The 17,255-nt window shown below is 60.9% G+C and carries 18 protein-coding genes and 1 pseudogene; 5 read left to right on the plus strand and 14 right to left on the minus strand.

The window, feature by feature from the left end; all coding sequences use genetic code 11:
• Positions 1–13: 13 nt before the first annotated feature.
• The 3 genes and pseudogenes from trxC to FJ527_RS21470 form a co-directional block, all read right to left on the minus strand.
• On the minus strand, positions 14–463 hold the full coding sequence (trxC, locus tag FJ527_RS21460) for a thioredoxin TrxC (RefSeq protein WP_140619169.1): 450 nt from the start codon (positions 461–463) through the stop codon (positions 14–16).
• A 28-nt stretch (positions 464–491) separates the two neighbouring features.
• The gene (locus tag FJ527_RS21465) at positions 492–2,345 is read right to left on the minus strand and encodes a heavy metal translocating P-type ATPase (protein WP_140619171.1); all 1,854 of its coding nucleotides are present in this window, start codon (positions 2,343–2,345) and stop codon (positions 492–494) included.
• 31 nt (positions 2,346–2,376) lie between these two features.
• Positions 2,377–2,764 (minus strand): annotated as a pseudogene (locus tag FJ527_RS21470) (DUF302 domain-containing protein).
• A 164-nt stretch (positions 2,765–2,928) separates the two neighbouring features.
• On the opposite strand from FJ527_RS21470, the gene FJ527_RS21475 reads away from it, so the two are divergent.
• Positions 2,929–5,610, plus strand: coding sequence for a bifunctional acetate--CoA ligase family protein/GNAT family N-acetyltransferase (locus tag FJ527_RS21475; RefSeq protein ID WP_140619173.1), 2,682 nt, complete (start codon positions 2,929–2,931; stop codon positions 5,608–5,610).
• Positions 5,611–5,633: 23 nt separating this feature from the next.
• Here FJ527_RS21475 and FJ527_RS21480 read toward each other — a convergent pair whose 3' ends face one another.
• A complete protein-coding gene (locus tag FJ527_RS21480) occupies positions 5,634–7,187 on the minus strand; it encodes a bifunctional aminoglycoside phosphotransferase/ATP-binding protein (protein WP_140619175.1) in 1,554 nt (517 codons plus the stop codon).
• Between the two features lie 49 nt (positions 7,188–7,236).
• Positions 7,237–7,635, minus strand: a complete 399-nt coding sequence (locus tag FJ527_RS21485; RefSeq protein WP_140619176.1) for a c-type cytochrome — start codon at positions 7,633–7,635, stop codon at positions 7,237–7,239.
• 175 nt (positions 7,636–7,810) lie between these two features.
• Here FJ527_RS21485 and FJ527_RS21490 point away from each other — a divergent pair, with 175 nt between their 5' ends.
• Complete coding sequence (locus tag FJ527_RS21490; protein ID WP_140619178.1) at positions 7,811–8,647, plus strand: universal stress protein; 837 nt, start codon at positions 7,811–7,813, stop codon at positions 8,645–8,647.
• Positions 8,648–8,720: 73 nt separating this feature from the next.
• On the opposite strand, the gene FJ527_RS21495 is transcribed toward FJ527_RS21490, so the two are convergent.
• From FJ527_RS21495 to FJ527_RS21515, 5 genes are all read right to left on the minus strand, one after another.
• Complete coding sequence (locus FJ527_RS21495; RefSeq protein WP_140619180.1) at positions 8,721–9,167, minus strand: pyridoxamine 5'-phosphate oxidase family protein; 447 nt, start codon at positions 9,165–9,167, stop codon at positions 8,721–8,723.
• Between the two features lie 19 nt (positions 9,168–9,186).
• Positions 9,187–9,873: a phosphoribosyltransferase gene (locus FJ527_RS21500; protein ID WP_140619182.1), complete on the minus strand. Its 687-nt coding sequence runs from the start codon at positions 9,871–9,873 to the stop codon at positions 9,187–9,189.
• A gap of 3 nt (positions 9,874–9,876) precedes the next feature.
• Positions 9,877–10,380, minus strand: a complete 504-nt coding sequence (locus FJ527_RS21505; RefSeq protein WP_246677757.1) for a DUF2267 domain-containing protein — start codon at positions 10,378–10,380, stop codon at positions 9,877–9,879.
• A gap of 49 nt (positions 10,381–10,429) precedes the next feature.
• The gene (hemA, locus tag FJ527_RS21510; protein WP_140619184.1) at positions 10,430–11,707 is read right to left on the minus strand and encodes a 5-aminolevulinate synthase; all 1,278 of its coding nucleotides are present in this window, start codon (positions 11,705–11,707) and stop codon (positions 10,430–10,432) included.
• 135 nt (positions 11,708–11,842) lie between these two features.
• On the minus strand, positions 11,843–12,667 hold the full coding sequence (locus FJ527_RS21515; RefSeq protein ID WP_140619186.1) for a universal stress protein: 825 nt from the start codon (positions 12,665–12,667) through the stop codon (positions 11,843–11,845).
• A gap of 201 nt (positions 12,668–12,868) precedes the next feature.
• Between FJ527_RS21515 and FJ527_RS21520 the strand changes: the two genes are divergently transcribed.
• Together FJ527_RS21520 and FJ527_RS21525 are read left to right on the plus strand one after the other, a co-directional pair.
• Positions 12,869–13,252 (plus strand): phasin family protein, encoded by a 384-nt coding sequence (locus FJ527_RS21520; RefSeq protein ID WP_140619188.1) that lies wholly within the window; start codon positions 12,869–12,871, stop codon positions 13,250–13,252.
• A gap of 91 nt (positions 13,253–13,343) precedes the next feature.
• A complete protein-coding gene (locus FJ527_RS21525; protein ID WP_246677776.1) occupies positions 13,344–13,619 on the plus strand; it encodes a cytochrome c in 276 nt (91 codons plus the stop codon).
• Between the two features lie 107 nt (positions 13,620–13,726).
• Here FJ527_RS21525 and FJ527_RS21530 read toward each other — a convergent pair whose 3' ends face one another.
• The gene (locus FJ527_RS21530; RefSeq protein WP_140619192.1) at positions 13,727–14,113 is read right to left on the minus strand and encodes a translational machinery protein; all 387 of its coding nucleotides are present in this window, start codon (positions 14,111–14,113) and stop codon (positions 13,727–13,729) included.
• Positions 14,114–14,182: 69 nt separating this feature from the next.
• Positions 14,183–14,422 (minus strand): lipoyl domain-containing protein, encoded by a 240-nt coding sequence (locus FJ527_RS21535; protein WP_140619195.1) that lies wholly within the window; start codon positions 14,420–14,422, stop codon positions 14,183–14,185.
• Between the two features lie 362 nt (positions 14,423–14,784).
• Between FJ527_RS21535 and FJ527_RS21540 the strand changes: the two genes are divergently transcribed.
• Positions 14,785–15,057, plus strand: coding sequence for a hypothetical protein (locus tag FJ527_RS21540; protein ID WP_348641129.1), 273 nt, complete (start codon positions 14,785–14,787; stop codon positions 15,055–15,057).
• Here FJ527_RS21540 and fixJ read toward each other — a convergent pair.
• Positions 15,054–15,668, minus strand: coding sequence for a response regulator FixJ (gene fixJ, locus FJ527_RS21545; RefSeq protein ID WP_140619197.1), 615 nt, complete (start codon positions 15,666–15,668; stop codon positions 15,054–15,056). The two genes, FJ527_RS21540 and fixJ, sit on opposite strands and share 4 nt — an antisense overlap.
• Positions 15,655–17,211 (minus strand): PAS domain S-box protein, encoded by a 1,557-nt coding sequence (locus tag FJ527_RS21550; protein WP_140661309.1) that lies wholly within the window; start codon positions 17,209–17,211, stop codon positions 15,655–15,657. The genes fixJ and FJ527_RS21550 overlap by 14 nt, the downstream gene beginning before the upstream one ends.
• Positions 17,212–17,255: the final 44 nt, after the last annotated feature.

A 17,255-nucleotide genomic window follows, 5' to 3' on the forward strand; every position in this document is an offset into this window, starting at 1 on the left:
TGACGCGGCGACTTCAGGCGGCGACCGTCGGCAGGCGGTCGCGAACCCACCTGACGATCTGGCCGGCCGTCATTGCGCCTGATGTGCGCGCGACTTCGCGCCCGCCATGAAAGAGGATCATGGTCGGGATGCCGCGAATGCCGAGCCTGGCCGCAACAGCCTGCTCATTGTCGGAATTGAGTTTGATCAGGCGGACATGCGGTTCCAGGTCAATTGCTGCCGCTTCGTAAGCCGGCGCCATCATCTTGCAGGGGCCACACCAGGGTGCCCAGATGTCGACGACAACGGGCAGGCTGCTGCGCGCGATCTGATTATCGAAGATCCCGGCATCGACATCTTCGGGATGCCCCGAAAACAGTCTGTTCCCGCACTTTCCGCATTTCGCCTCCGTGGCATTGCGACCCGGCGGCAGGCGGTTGACCCCACCACATTTACTGCAAACCACCAGATTCTGCTGTGCCATGGTCCTTTACCGATTGTGCTCTCAACCACTATGCGCGCCGCAGATGGCCATCGCCAAGGGTGCGCAACGCGTTCAGGATAACCGCCACGTCGATCCCTTCCTGAAGCAGCGCTCCGGCAACCGGGGTGATGTGCCCCATCGCAGCCGCGATCATTGCCAGCCCCGACAATGCCAGCCCGGCGATGATGCTTTGCAAGGCGATCGATCGCGTACGCCGTGCAATCCGAACTGCATCGGCGACGGGCTGCAGCCTGTCGGTCAGCACAATGACGTCCGCTGCCTCGGAGGAGGCGGTCGCACCACGTGCGCCCATGGCAATACCGACCGTTGCGGCCGCCAGGGCAGGGGCATCGTTGATACCGTCGCCGACCATCATCGTCGGCACCGAAGCTTTCTCGGATGCGACCGTCGCGACTTTTTCGGCAGGGGTCGCTTCGGCGACAATGGCGTCGAGGTCGAGCCGGGCGGCGATGCGCTTGGCTGCTACGCCGTCGTCGCCCGTGAGCATGATCATGCGCGCAATGCCGGCGGAGCGCAGCTTGCCGAGTGCATCATGCGCATCAACACGCAGGGCGTCCCCGAACGTGAAAACACCGGCAAGCCGTCGGCCGAGCGCTACAAAGACCCTGAGCACCGGCTCGTCCCGATATTTTTCCTCGCCGATTTTCGCCCAGCCGGGCAGCGGCTTGTTGGCGAGCACGAGAGCCCGTGATCCCGCCGCGATCGACATGCTGTCGACCTGGCCCTTCAGGCCCGCACCCCGATGCTCGCGGACATCACGCGGATGCGAAAGCATCAGCTGTCTGCCGCGCGCCGCCCGGATAATCGAGTCGGCGAGCACATGGTGCGAGGCTTGTTCCAGGGATGCCAACAGCTGCAGCATTTGGTTCGCGTCACGGCCAGGTGCGGTCTCGATTTCGATGAGCTCGGCGCCGCCGATGGTCAAGGTTCCCGTCTTGTCGAAGATCGCGGTTCGGACCTGCGCAAGCGCCTCCAGAGCTGCGCTGCCTTTCATCAGGATGCCGGCACGAGCGGCGCGGGACACGCCGCCGATAAAGGCAACGGGTGCCGCGAGGATGAGCGGGCAAGGTGTCGCGACCACCAGCACGGCCAGCGCGCGGATTGGATCGCCGGAGATGTACCAGGCGGCACCGGAAACCAGCAAAGTGGCTGGCAGCAGGAACAGGGCGAAGCGGTCGGCCATGCGGATGAACGGGGATTTCGCCGTCTGCGCTGCAGCCACCATGCGTATGATCGCGGCATACGTGCTCTGCTCTGCCAAGGCACAAGCCTGCATGCTGAAGGTCTCCCCCGCATTGATGGTGCCGCTGAGCAGCATATCGCCCGCTGTCCGCCGTTCCGGCAGCGGTTCTCCACTCACCGCGGACTCGTCGAGGGAGGCCGAAGCATCGAGCAGGATGCCGTCGACGGGAAGCAGTTCGCCGGCCCGAACCAAAAGCTGATCGCCGACAACAACGTCTTCGACGGAGATCGTCTCTGTGCCCAGCGTTGACGTCCGATGGGCGACACGCGGCGACCGGTCCGACAATGCCTTGAGGTTTCGTTCCGCGCGGCCGCGGGCAAAATCCTCAAGCACCGTGCCGCCGGCATACATGATTGCGACCACCACGGCCGCCAGGGGTTGACCGAGCAGCAGCGCGGCGGACATCGACACCAAGGCAATCGCATCGACACCGAAGCGGCCTATCCAGAAATCACGCAGAATGGAGATGGCGAGAGCCGCCACCACGGGCAAGGTCGCCACCGTCCAGATCGTGTCGGCTTCAAGGGGGCCGACCCCGGTTCGCCAGGCTCCGATTCCAACAGCGAGACCCAGGATGGCAATGACCAGCAATGCACGCCGCAGAGCCGACTCGTTCATACAATGTCCCACAACCCTGATGGCCCTGGCGCTAGAGTTCGCGGACCATCTCCTCGAGCAGGCGCCGCACATCGTTCGCGACCTGCGCAAGCTCACGATTGCCGATAGCGCCCATTGAAGCGACCGGATCCACCGCTGCGACCTCTACCTTTCCCTGGTCCAACCTCCGTGACAATGACGTTGCAAGGCAGCATGGTTCCGATCTTGTCTTCGGCCTGAAGCGCCCGCCATGCGAAATGCGGATTGCACGCGCCCAGAATAACATAGGGCCTGAACTCTGCACCAAGCTTCGCCTTCATGGTCTGCTGGACGTCGATCGAGGTCAGAACGCCAAACCCCTTGCTTGCGAGCTTGTCGGTCACGTGGTCGATTGCCGCCGTGAACGGCATGGCGACGATCTTGCTGAAATAGTAACTCATTTAACTCTCCAATCGTTGATCGCAACCGCTCGTCGCCACTTTGCGAGCGGCCGCCTCGAAGTTTGCCCAACAGCTAGTCGCGATGACCGGAGAGCGCTTTGATCCATCGCAACGAACGGGCAAGATGGATTGGCGACGATCGCCAAGAACAGGAGACCTAAGGGGTGACGTTTCGGAATCTCGAACATGCGTTCGCCCCGAAGTCGGTTGCCGTGTTCGGGGCATCGGTGCGCGACGGCTCTGTCGGACGTGTCGTCTTCGACAACATCGTCAATAGCGGCTTCGAAGGAGAGATCTGGCCGGTCAACCCGAAATATTTGCAGGTGGCTGGTAGACGCTGCTACGCGAAGGCGGCCGACCTGCCAGTGATTCCCGACCTCGGTGTCATCGTCACGCCACCGAACACGGTTCCCGGCATCGTGCGCGAGCTCGCTGACAAGGGGACGCGGGCCGCGGTCGTGATCACCGCCGGGCTGACACGCGAAAACGGCCTGCGCCAGGCGGTGCTCGACGCCGCCAAGCCAACCCTTTTCCGGATCATCGGGCCGAATACGGTCGGACTGATGATCCCGCCCATCAAACTCAATGCCGGATTTGCGCATATGGCCGCCAAGCCTGGCAATATCGCGCTGCTGTCGCAATCCGGCGCCATTGCCACGTCGCTGATCGATTGGGCGGCCGACAACAATGTCGGCTTCTCGCAGATCGTCTCCTTAGGCGACATGGCGGATGTCGATGTGGGAGATTGTCTCGACATGCTGGCGGGGGATGCGCACACGCGCGCCATCTTGATGTATCTCGAAACAATTCCCAATCCGCGCAAGTTCATGTCGGCTGCCCGTGCGGCGGCACGCATCAAGCCGGTGATCGCGATCAAGGCGGGCCGGAACAAGCAATCGGCCAAAGCGGCGGCGACCCACACCGGAGCGCTATCGGGGGTCGATCGTGTCGTCGATGCGGCATTGCTGCGCGCAGGCATCCTGCGTGTCAAAGGCCTGGCCGAGCTGTTTGATGCCGCTGAAACGATCGCCCGCTTTGCGCCACTCAAACAGACCCGCGTCGGCATCGTAACCAATGGCGGCGGGGCGGGGGTATTGGTCATCGATCAACTCATCGACTGCAAAGGGGAGTTGGCCGCGCTTTCGCCTGCCACCATCGAACGCCTGAACGCGGTGTTGCCGCCGACATGGTCGCACGGCAATCCGGTCGACATCATCGGTGACGCTCCGCCGGAGCGCTACGAGGCTGCAGTCGAAGCAGTGGCGGCCGATCCCGGAACGGACGTCGTCCTGGTGATGAATTGTCCAACGGGGCTGAGCTCGCCGCTTGCCGCGGCAACCGCGGTGGCGGACCTAGCAAGGGAAGGGACGATCGCCGGCAAACCGGTCCTGACCTGCTGGCTCGGTGAACACATGGCGCGCGCCGGGCGGCAAATCCTCCAGGATGCCGGTATCGCCAGTTTCGAGACGCCCGCTGATGCTGCAACGGCAGTCTCATACCTGAATGAATGGTCGCGAGCTCAGCAGGCATTGATGCGCACGCCGTCGACCTTCGGCGAGGACGTCGTGAGCGACCGGAAAGCCGTGCTTGCGATATTCAGGCAGGTCGCCAAGGAAGGCCGCCGAATGCTTACCGAGCCCGAAGCCAAGGAGGCGATTTCCGCCTACGGCGTCCCGGTACCCGAGACGATCGTCGCCAGATCTCCTGCCGAAGTAGAGGTGGCGGCCGGCCGGCTGCTCAAGACGTGCGAGCAGGTCGTCGTCAAGCTGCTGTCCAAGGCGATCTTGCACAAGTCGGACATTGGCGGGGTGGTGCTCAATCTTGCCGCTGCCGCTGCAGCCGGGGAGGCCGCACGTTCAATAGAGGCGCGTGTCCGCAGGCACGCACCGCAAGCCAATGTTGAAGGCTACGCCGTTCAGCCGATGGTGGTGCGAAAACAGGCGCACGAACTCATCCTCGGCATGAACCGGGATCCGATCTTCGGGCCGGCCATCCTGTTTGGAGCCGGCGGCGTTGCGGTCGAGGTGATGGATGATACGGCGATCGCGCTGCCACCGCTCGACGACGTTCTTGCCGGTGACCTGATCGGGCAAACGCGGATCGGCCGCCTGCTCGCCGGGTTCCGCGATCGCAGGCCGGCAAATCGGCAGGCGATCATTGCAGCGCTCAACGGCTTGTCGCAGATGACCGTCGACTTTCCGTGCCTCGTTTCATTGGATATCAATCCGCTGCTGGCCGACGCCGAAGGCGTGATTGCGCTTGACGCCCGGATCGAGATCGAGCCGGAACGTGTCGAAGAGCCGGGGCCGAACCCCGCGTTGACGATCAGGCCTTATCCGTCGGGTTGGGAAAAGACGTTTTCGGCGGGCGGCACGCACTATTCCATCCGGCCGATCAAGCCGGCCGACATCGCGCTCTATCCCGAATTCCTCGCCAGGATTTCACCCGACGATATTCGCCTGCGTTTTCTGTCGCCGCGCAAAAGCTTCTCCGACCAGATGTTAAAGCGGCTTACCCAGCTCGACTACGACCGCAACATGGCCTTCGTCGCTATGGAGACAAGCACCGGATTGCTGGCGGGTATCAGCCGCGTGTCTTGCGATCCGGACCACGCTGTCGCCGAATACGCATTGCTGGTGCGCACGGATCTGCAGGGTCATGGCCTGGGCTGGGAATTGCTCAGGCAACTCGTAGTCTACGCGAAGGCCGATGGGATTGGTCGAATCGAAGGGATAATGCTCAGCGAGAATACGAGGATGCTGGCCATGTGCCGCGAGTTCGGCTTCTCGATAAGGCGTCATCCGAGTGAACCCGGCCTTGTCGAGGCAACGCTCGAACTGCGATAAGGCCGATCATCCTGCCGGACCCGTCAGGAGGCTGTGCGCAAGGCCTTGGAAGTATCGCGCTCGGAAAACCCCCTCAATTCCGTGACGATGTCGACGAGCTTTCGATCGGCGTTGATCCTGCGCCAGCTGGACTGGGTGGCGTTTCGCAGCAATTGCCGCGAGAGGATATCTATCGTGGCGTCCGAGGGACCGCCCTTGCGTTCACTGACCCGCTGCCAAAGGATGAGCGGATCCGCTTCCAGCCAGAAGCCGGAGAATGCGATACCTCGATGACGCGCTGCCTTTTCAATCCGCTCACGATCGGCCGGTCTGTCGAAAACCGCATCAGCGACAACCGAACCCCCCTCGGAGAGGATCAGGCCGGCGCGCCATGCCATTTCGTTGTAGACCCGTTCGGACACCTCAGGTCGATAGGCCTTGTCCGGCAGCCTGGTCTCGGCGGGCACGCCGTGCATCGCCTTGCGGATGCGGTCGCTTTCGACAATGCGTGCGCCGGGCGGCGCTCCAACATAGGCAGCGAGCGCCTCGGCAATGGTCGTCTTGCCGGAACCACTGAGGCCGCCGATGGCAACGAGCCGCGGTCCTGTCTCCTGGAGAAATGTCAGGGCCAGTTCGAAATAGGATCTCGCCTCGGCAATCAGCTTGTCGCTGTCGGCGCTGCCTTCCTCGACCTGCGTTGCGGTGACATGGGCGCGCACGGCAGCCCGCACGGCCATGAAAAAGGGCAGTAGGATGAAACCGTCTTCATCGTCGGCCTCGTCGAGATAGCGGTTCATCACGAGATTGGCGAGTTGGGGGAAGCCGCGATGCCAAAGGTCCATCAACAAGAAGGCAAGGTCGTACAGAACATCGATGCTGGCGATCTGGTCATTGAATTCGATGCAATCGAAGAGGCGAGGCTTACCATCGAAAAGGCAGATGTTGCGCAGGTGCAGATCGCCATGGCACCGGCGAATCTTGCCCGCGGCCTCCCGGCGGTCTAGCAATCCGGAATGCCGGGCAAGCGCGGTGCGGAAGGCCCCGGCAAATGTCTCAATCTCCTGTTTCGTGAAAACATGGCTGGTGCCAAAGCCAGCCTCGTTGATGTCGAGCACGCCCATCAAATTGAACGAGCCGGTGCCATTGTGGACCTCCGGCGCTGCGCGATGATATCCTACGATCATCCGTGCGACGGCGGTCATCAGCGCCGGCGTCAGTTCTCCCGCGGTTGCCATTCGATCGAGAAGCTTCGACTGGTCGAAGCGGATCATCTCGATCGCCGCGTCGATTATTTGGCCGGTACCGTCAAAAGCCATTTTGTCGTCGGCTTCCCGCGTGATGCGACGCACCCTCAGATAGAGGCCGGGAGCGGTTTTCGAGTTGAGTTCCACCTCTTTCTCGCAAGCGGCCAGCCTGAGGGCTGGCGTCGAGAAATCGACATAGGGCAGCTTGACCGCCCGCTTCATCTTGTAGGCGCGTTGGCCAACAAGGAAAATACGCGAAATGTGAGTCTCGATCGCCTCGACGGGCCCAATCGCGCCATGGGTAGCAGGATCAAGCAAAAACACGGCTGCGGCTTGCTGGTCATCGACGATCATGGCCGGCCTTCCCAGTGTGTCTTGGCAAATTCGTTTCCGCGATCTGCGCTCATTGCTGCAATGTCTGGACATAACCTGCCAACTCATGGATGCGTTCCCTGGTGACGATTTCGCCTGCGTTCGGGCCAAATTTCTTCACGTCGGAAGGCAGGAATCGGCTGCCCCACACTGGCATGTCGCGCTCGCCATGCGCCGGCACCATGGCGCGCCCGTCGATCACGGCATAAAGGCGCCAGTAAGGGAATTCTCCGCCATTGCGCCTGGAGAGGCGTGTCAGGTCGCTCGGCCGCTTCAACAGCTCGTCGCCCAACGGGCCATCGCCCTTGCCTTCGGGACCATGGCAGACGGCACATGAGTTCATGTATTCGGCCTTGCCGTCGCCGAGTTCCTGGGCGCCGGCCGTATTGAAGGCCAATGCTGCCAGAGCGCCTGTGATCAGGAATCTCATGTGTGTTTCCCCGATTGTTCGGCCGAAATCTAAAGCCTTGCTTTGGCAGTGCGTTGATGCGGATCAAATGCCGCTGCGGTCACGGTGTTTGATTCAGCGCAATGAAGGCATCGAGCGCCCTTGCTAGTCAGTGAAACCACTACTGACCCTTCAATCGAAATCAGGAGTTGCCGCCGTGACTTTCAGAACACTGCTTACGGTTACCGGGCCGAACCAGGGTGAAGGTGATCTAAAGCTAACCGCATCGCTGTGCGAACAGGTCGGCGCTCATCTCTCCGTGCTCGTTCTCGAGCTGGCCGCGCCGCCCTCTGGCGGTGAGTATGCGGCTGTCGTCTCACCGGCCTGGCTGGAGGAACGCCAGGCCGAACTGAAAAGGCTCAAGAAACGAATTTCCGACGTCGCTGGCTTTCTCTCCCAGACCGCCGTATCGGCCGATCTGAGCGACGACTATCCCGACATGGGATGGGCGGACGACGTCATCGGAAGGCGTGCCCGCTACGCCGATCTGGCCATTCTCGGACCGGATTTGCTGGCGAGCCATACGCTGAAGCATAAAGTTATCGAGGGCACGCTGTTTTCATCGGGAAAGCCGATCTTGCTCGTTCCCGAGGGTGCGCGGCCAACGCTGAAGCCGAAACGCATCCTCGTTGCTTGGGACGGCCGTCTCGAGTCATCGCGCGCCGTTCGTGAGTCGCTTGATATGCTGAAAGGCGCCGAAGATGTGCGCCTTGTCATCGTCGATCCAGTTGAAGATGAGTTCCATCATGGCGAGGAGCCAGGTGCAGATGCCGCGGCCTATCTCGCCCGGCACGCCGTGAAGGTTACGGTCGACCGGCTGCCGAGCGCGAACCATTCGGTTGCCGACGTCCTTCGCCAGCATGCCGGCGATGTTGCGGCCGAGCTGATGGTCATGGGCGCCTATGGCCATTCCCGGTTGCGCGAGCGCATTTTCGGCGGGGTCACCAAGTCGATGCTTGCGGGTCAATCGCTGCCGGTCTTGATGGCGCGATAGCAATTCAACGGGAGGAGAAAGGGCCGATGCGGATTGCGTCGGCCCTTTTTTCTCGCAAGACTTGATGTCGCGACTACTCGCTTGCTTCTCTTCCAGACACCTGCTCGATCAGGATCCGGAAGAAAACGTGCGGTGCACTGTCGGCTGTAGGAGGAGCGACCGGTTTGAGTGCGCCAGGCTCCCACCAGTCGGAGTGCTTGCTCAAGACCGACCAAGCATGATCCCGCTCAAGCTTGTGGCCAATTCGATCCGGCAACTCTTCGTATCGGCCGTCGGCAACGACACTTTTCCATCCTCGCCCCTGGCCATATTCATCGACCTGGACGGACACCAACGGATTGGCTCGCATCCATTCGATCTTTTTGCCCGGCATGGAAAACGCGTAGAGATGAGCATCCGAATGGGCGTAGTAGAAGGGCACGACGTAGGGTTGCCCATCCTTCGCGCATGCCAAGCGGCCCACGCGATTGGCGGTCAGCAATTTGGTACATTCCAAAGCAGAAAGCGTGTGGATTTGCATCAGTGCGATCTCCTGTTCTTCACGGCTTTTTAATCAGGCCGGAAACGTGCCGCTGGCCAGTTTTGTACAGCCGGGCAGCCTCGTCCATAGCGTAGACAACGTCGTTGTCAGAGAGTCGTGGGAACCGCAGATAGTGATGGCTCAAAGCCCGGAACTGTCCTGGCTGACTAAGGCAGACCACACGGTCCGCTTCCTGCTCCAGCGCGGCGACCGTCTCTTGCGGTGAGACGGGAAGTGCCACGACGACTTCCCTCGGTGACCGGCGTTTGAGCGCGCGAGTCGCGATTTTCATGGTCGTGCCGGTCGCGGCCCCGTCATCGACGATGATCGCGACCCTTCCCGAGATTGACATCGGTTTATTCTTACCCCGATAGGCAACGCGCCGGCGTTCGAGTTCAGGACGCTCATTTGCAATCAAGACACGTAAGGCTTCGTCGTTGAGGCCATAAGTCTCGACAATTTCACGGTTCAGCACGACCTCGCCAGGGTCGCCATCGACGATTGCAGCAACAGCCAACTCGGGATTGCCCGGGGCGCCGACCTTGCGGACGATGAGCAGATCAAGAGGAGCATTGAGGGCTTTGGCCACTTCCAATGCGACGGGCACGCCGCCGCGCGGCAATGCCAGCACGATGGGCCGATGCAGTTGAAGCCTGCTCAGTTCCAGGCCAAGCTTCACTCCAGCGTCTTCCCGGTCGCGGAACATCGGTCAATCCACCGGCCACAGTTTTCGCAGCGACTTTTTCATCGAGTTTCTCACCTGCACGATCTCGCCATGCGAAATGTGACGATCGAGAAGCTTGAACACGGCGCTGATCGCGACATCGAAATCGATCTCCTCATCGTAGCCGAAACTGTTTCTGACGCTGACAGTGAAGTCGCGCTTCGTGCGATGATGCGCAGGCGCCGACGGTTTCCAGCCTTCGAAATAGATGCCGCGGACCAAAACAGGCAGTTGCGACGAGAGATCGGCCATTTCAGCTGGCGACAGCCAATCCCGCACCGTGTGCAGGACGGATCTCAGGAGGCGGCACGCGCTCGGCTCGCTCCAGCAGAGATCCTTGGCGAGCTCCTTGACCCATTGTTGCGCCTGCTGGCCAGCGTGCGTGAAGTCAGCAAAGGACGTGTGGGTAATATGACCCATGGCGATGCTCCTCGAATATTTTAACCCATTCTCAGGCATCGAAAGGCTTTGAGCATTGAGCAGGATCAAATTGCCCATTTGCAAAGGAGATGAAGGCCGTCTGAGCAGGCGGCGGGTTTCAGCCGCCGGATTTCTGCACCAGCAGCGGAATAATCCGGTCGCTCTTGGCCACGGCCGGCCGGCCCGCCGAACCATAGGCGATGCCGAGCGCGTCCCAGGTTTCGACCAGGGCGTCCTGCAGCTCGGCGATCAGCGCATCGGAATGGAACGGCGTCGGCGTGATACGCAGCCGTTCGGTACCGCGTGGCACCGTCGGGTAGTTGATCGGCTGGATGTAGATGCCGTGGACGCCGAGCAGGCGGTCGCTCGCCATCTTGCAGAGTTCAGGATCGCCAACCAGCACCGGCACGATATGTGTCGGCGACTCCATCACCGGCAGACCGGCCGCCGAAAGGATCTGCTTGGTTCGGCTCGCCTGTTGCTGCTGGGCGTCGCGCTCGGCCTGCGAGCGCTTGAGATGGCGAATGGAAGTGGTCGCCGCGGCGGCGATCGCCGGCGGCAGCGCCGTGGTGAAGATGAAACCCGGCGCGTAGGAGCGCACCGCGTCGATCACGGCACTGGTGCCGGTGATGTAACCGCCCAGCGTGCCGAACGCCTTGGCCAGCGTGCCTTCGATGATGTCGATGCGGTCGGCCAGGCCTTCGCGCTCGGTGATGCCGCCGCCACGCGGTCCGTACATGCCGACGGCATGGACCTCGTCGATATAGGTCATGGCGTTGTAGCGTTCGGCAAGTTCGACGATCTCCTTGATCGGCGCGATGTCGCCATCCATCGAATAGACGCTTTCGAAGACGATCAGCTTGGCGCGTTCGCGCCCCGCGGTCTGCAGCAGGCTTTCCAGATGCGCGACGTCATTGTGGCGGAAGATCTTTTTCTCGGCGCCCGAGCGCCGCACGCCTTCGATCATCGAGGCATGGTTCAGTTCGTCCGAGATGATCAGGCAATTGGGCAAAAGCCGCGCTATGGTCGAGATCGAGGCCTCGTTGGAGACGAAGCCGGAGGTGAAGACCAAGGCGGCTTCCTTGCCGTGCAGGTCGGCCAGCTCATGCTCGAGCTCGACCAGCGGGTTGGACGTGCCGGAAATGTTGCGGGTGCCGCCGGCGCCCGATCCCATCTTGCCGGCCGCGTTCTGGAATGCGGCGATCACGTCAGGATGCTGGCCCATGCCGAGATAGTCGTTGGAACACCAGACGGTGATTTCCTCGGCGCGGCCGTTGGCGCGCCAGATGGCGCGCGGAAACTTGCCTGCGATGCGCTCCAGGTCGGCGAAGACGCGGTAACGACGCTCGGCATGGAGCTGGTCGATCGCTTCCTCGAAGAACCGCTGATAGTTCATGTCCGAATTTCCTTGTTTTCTCGCCGTTGCGCTGCGGGCATCGGCTACACCGTACCTGGCAAGGGTTGGACGTAACCCTTTGAGGGAACGGACGACCTTGATTCATGTCAAAATCACGACTCCGAGGCTCCTTCCTCAGTTCGATATGAAGCGATGCAATGATCCGCTGCGCAGCACAGAACGCGTCACGCCGCCAAAGGTCCTCTCCAGTACCCGGCTATGACCGTAGCCACCGAGAACAATGAGATCGGCCGCAATATCCTGTCCGATCCGCAGGAGGATTTCCGCCGGTTCGGAGCGGCGCGCATCCAAGATTTCCGATCGCGCCTTCACCCCGTGGCGCGTCAGATAGAGTTCGACATCCGCTACATTTTCCCTGGGCCCAGTGTTCCCATTGTCTACGGTGGCGATCACGACATCCCTGGCGGTGATCAGGAAAGGCATAGCGTCGATGACGGCACGTCGCGCTTCTCGCGTGTCATTCCATGCAACCAGGATGCTTTCGGCCTTGATCGGCGCCAATGGGTCGGATGCCACGAGTATCGGACGGCCGGCCGCAAGGATGAGACTTGCCGAATCCAGCATGCGATGACGGTCGACCACCAGATCGGCCGAAGGCGAGCCAGTGAGGATCAAGTCGGCGGCACGCGCGTTGAGTGCAAGTTGGCGCGTGGGATTGCCTATCTCTCCGCGCCACGAGGCACAATTGCTGCCTTCGACGATGCTCAGGAATTCCTCTCTCAGGCAGTCGAGGCGACCTTCTATCTCCTCCACCTGACACCACAACGCCTTGGTCGCGGCCTGGTCATCAGTGCCGGTCGGCAGGACAAAATGCGGCTCGGCAGCGCAGAAGCCAATCAGGTCGGCCTCGAGCCGTTGAGCAAGATCCCATGCCATCGCGATGCGTGGCGCGGCGATCGCGTCCGCGTCCAGTTGAACCATGATCGTCTTGAAAGCCATCGCGTCATTCCATCTGCGGTCGACGCGACTTGGCCATCAAATAGAGGGAGGCACCTTGATGCGGGTCAAACGCGCAACGAAACCGGTTGCTGCCGGCACGCTCGTACAGTCCGCAAGGCGATAGGGTTGATCCTGATCAAGGACATGACGACGAATGGCGTCAACGTCCCGCTGTGGAGATTCAGAACGGAGTAGTCGATAATGCACACCCAGCCCGAACCATCCTCATTCGGCACACAATTGTTGCCGATTGCGGGAAATGGCCAGAAGTTCTTCCTTGCTGCCGCGTCTCTTCAAGTGCACGCCTTCAAGGCGATGATGCGCTACAACGTCGAAACGCTGGCATTTCTGAAGCATCGTTGCGAACAGGACGTCAAGCTGGCCGACGATCTCATCACCGGTCCGGAATTCAATGACGCTTTCGACATCTGTGCTGCTTTCCTGCAGAATGCGACATCGCAATATGTCAGCGAAGCCGGCAAGGTCGCCACACTGACCTCCAGGCTTGCTTCGGAAACGGCCAAGCGGGTCCGCGAGGAAGCCAGAACCGCGATCGAGGACGCAGCGGCGAAGACAGTGGCGTAGATCGGCAATGCGGAGGTCGTCAAACATGACCAACTTTTGCAGTCGTCGTCGTCTGCCGGCTTCCGTCCTTGCACTGATGCTGTTCGGACATATGCATCCAGCCCTGGCCGATAGCTTAACTGATCACGGAAAGGCGTTGGTGGAAGTCAATTGCGCCCGCTGCCACGCCATTGGAAAAACCGACAAGAGCAGGCATCCTGACGCTCCGGCGTTTCGCACCTTGTCAAAGCGATATCCGATCACCGATCTCGAGGAGGCCCTCGCTGAGGGGATTTCGACTGGCCATCCAGACATGCCTGAGTGGATCGCCAGCCCCGACCAGATCGACGCAATTATCGCTTACATCAGCACCTTGCAGCAACCGTGATCGGGGGTGTGGACGCGACAGCCCACCGAACCTGACGCCTCCATCGCACGATGGAAGCGTCAACCGATGGTGGCTGTTAACGCGCCAGCAAAACGGCGCGTACCAAGCTAGGGCAACATCCTGTCTGCTGCACGGAAGAACGACCGAGCATGCGCCACGATCTGAGCCTCCGTAGGATGATCGGCAGGTTCGACGCCGATGATGCGATCCTTCAAGTGGGCATGGTGGTCGCGTATATGCTTTGCCAACTCGTCTTTTGCCAATCCTGGCCCTACGATCAGCCATTCCTTCGCCGGCTGCAGCGCCGCGACGATGTCTTGGTAGAAGGACTGGTTTTCCGGTGCACGCTTACCGTCGACGGTGCCTGCCTTATTGTGGGTCTGATGATGCGCAAGCGTGGTGGCAAGCCTAAGGCTCTCGGCCGATTCACGATTGAAGAAAAACACCTTGGCTTCGCGATGGTCCAGCCAGGCAACGGCATGTTGGGTCTGCATCTTGATACATCCTTGAGGCTATAGTTGAGGAATGAGCGCAATCAACCCGACGAGACGTCCTCACGCGGGCTAAGACTCCAGCATCGCCAGGATCGAGCCGGGCTCGATGACGGTATTCGCAGTGGCGACAATCGTCGCGCGGCCACCTGCCGGCGCGACAATCTCGTGCAGCGCGTCTTCGACGCGAACTTCGGCTATTCGCTCTCCGGCCTTGATTGTGTCACCGCTCGTAATGAACCAGCGCTCCAGGATGCCCTCCGGCAACATGCTGGACGCCCACAGGGCTTCATCGACCTTGATATAGTGCATCGCAATTCTCCCTATGCCGACGAATGATATGCGCTTGCGCAGCACGGTCCTTGATCCCGATCAATCGGCGTACGACGCAGGGTGCTGCAATCGCGCGGCGTTTGACGACGATCAATTTCTGATGCGGCAGCAGTCCGAAGATGGCCGGCCGTCGACGGAGTGAGGTCATGAAGCATTACAGGGAAAGGCAGCCGTCGCGATGAGCGCCCGATCAGATATTGGCGCTGCGTTCGCAATCAATTGGGTTGCCCGCGCCGTGCATGTGATCGGCACCGATGACGATATGGCGTCGGCCGCAAGAACTGTTAGCCACGTCAGCCCGACGCCCGGCAACGCGTGTGCTGGTTCGGCGATTCCAGAAAATGATGCAGATCAATGCGCAACACATCGTTTGCGAAGATTTTGATGCGATGTGGAACCCTATCCTAAGCGCGCCTTATGGTCGCCATCTCGAACTCGCCGTCTTCGACGAGGAAGGGGCGCATGCGCTGGTATTTCCCTGCATAAAGAGCCGCGAAGGTTGGAAAAATGCCGCCACCGGCGCCCGTGTCGACATCCGTCCGACCCACTGGCGCGAGTGGGAAGAGGAGAAGGTTCAGGCCAGCACTGGCAACCCTATCGAAGGTTCTCCCTAGGGTCGGGATTCCACGATCAGCGCCATGCGCACGAGATGTGACAGGCTGCTTGCGGCCATTTTGCTCATGACATTGGCCCGGTGGATTTCGACCGTGCGCGGGCTGATCCCCAGATCGTAGGCAATCGTCTTGTTCGGCAGGCCCGAAACAAGTCCATCCAGCACCTGCCGCTCGCGTTCTGACAAGGTCGACAGACGCGCGCGGATATCCGCAGACTGGGGATGCGCCGCGTTCGCCTGGTTCCGGTTGGCCAGCGCGGAGCGGATCGCCTCGATCAGAATTTCATCGTCGAACGGCTTCTCGATGAAATCGGCAGCGCCTTCCTTCATGGCCTGAACGGCGAGCGCCACGTCGGCATGGCCCGTCATGACAATAACCGGAATTGTATGTCCGCCCGCTCTGAGCTGGCGCAGGAACCCGATGCCGTCTATGCCCGGCATGCGTACGTCGGTGACGATGCAGCCGTCGAGATGGCCAGTCGCCGTTGAGAGAAAAGCGGTGGCCGATTCGTGCAGGCGGACTGCGAAGTCTGCTGTTGCCAGAAGAAAACCGAGCGATTTGCGAACGTCGACATCGTCGTCGACCACGTGCACCAGATCACTGTCGGCCATTTGTGATCTCTTCCTTCTCTACGATGCGCAAGGTGAAGCGAAAAGCGGTTCCGCCGGCCGGCATGACCTCGGCCCATATATGGCCACCGTGCGATTCAACGATGGTCCGGCAAATGGAAAGGCCGACACCCATGCCTTGCTTCTTGGTCGTTACAAACGGCTGGAAGAGCTGGGCCGAAACCTCCGGCGCGAGACCCGGGCCTGTATCGATCACGCTCACCTCGGCCATCCCATCATCCCGGGCAATGGTTCTGACCTTCAATTCGCGGCGCGGCGCGTGCTGCATGGCCTCCACCGCGTTGCGCATCAGGTTGAGCAGAACCTGCTGAATCTGGATGCGATCGGTCAAGACCAGTTCGGCGGCAGGGTCAAGCTTGTAGCTGACGAGAAGATTTATCTCCCTCGCGCCGACCAAGGCCAGCGATGCGGCTTCCTCGATCAGCATCGGCAGCCGTTCGACCTGGCGCTCGCTTTCGCCCCTGGCTACAAAATCCCTCAGGTGACGGATCACGTCGCCTGCCCGCAAGGCCTGCTCAGCTGCCTTTTCGACCGCATCCCGAAGCATAGGCGCATTCTCGTCCTGGCTCTTCTCAAGCAGCCGACGACTGCCTTTGAGGTAGTTCGTAATCGCAGTCAGAGGCTGGTTGATCTCATGGGCAAGCGTCGAGGCCATTTCGCCAAGTGCTGTAAAGCGCGCCATGTGGAGGAGCTCCTGCTGCTGCTCCTGGATTCTTGCCTCCGCCCGGTGGCGTTCGGTCAGGTCGCGGCAGAAGCCGGTAAAGAAGCGTCCGGTTCCCGGATGCATCTCGCCGACGGAAAGCTCCATCGGGAAAGTCGTGCCATCCTTGCGCGCGCCGGTAACCGTCCGGCCGAGCCCGATGATCCGGCGCTCTCCTGTCGTCAGGTAGCGAAGCAGATAGGCATCATGCTCGTCGCGGTAGGGCGAGGGCATCAGCATTTTCACGTTTTGACCTATGACTTCGCTTGACTGATAGCCGAACAGCGTTTCGGCAGCGGTGCTGAAGGATTGAATCCCACCCTGTTCGTCGATGACGACCATCGCATCCGGCACTGTTGCCAGGATCGACCGCAAATGGTCCTCACGCAGCCGAAGTGCTGCGTTTGCAAAGGACAGGTCGCTGACATCCGTGCCTTCAACGAAGATCGCGGTGATACGGCCATCGTCGGCCTTGACCGGCTGATAGACAAAATCAAGGATGCGCTCCTCGACCGGCCCGTCGGCTTTGTTGCGAAGGCCAACCTTCACCCCGTGGCCGATGTAGGGCTCGCCGGTCGTGTACACGTGGTCCAGATGTTCGAAAAAGTCATTCCCTTCGAGCTCGGGAAAAGCGTCCCGCACTGACTTTCCAATCACTTGTCTGTGGCCGATCAGTCGCTGGTAGGCGGCATTGGTCAGTTCGAAAACGTGACCTGGCTCGCGCAGGAGCGCTATAAAACCCGGAGCATGATCGAACATTTGCGACAACAGTGCTTTCAGCGTCGTTCCGCCGGGCGACAAACTGAGCGCTTCGTCTTTGATCACTTGAGGTTCCTAAGTTCGAGACGGTGCTACCTGGGCTAACTATC

The sequence above is a fragment of the Mesorhizobium sp. B2-4-18 genome (genome assembly GCF_006441385.1).
Classification (GTDB): Bacteria; Pseudomonadota; Alphaproteobacteria; order Rhizobiales; family Rhizobiaceae; genus Mesorhizobium; species Mesorhizobium australicum.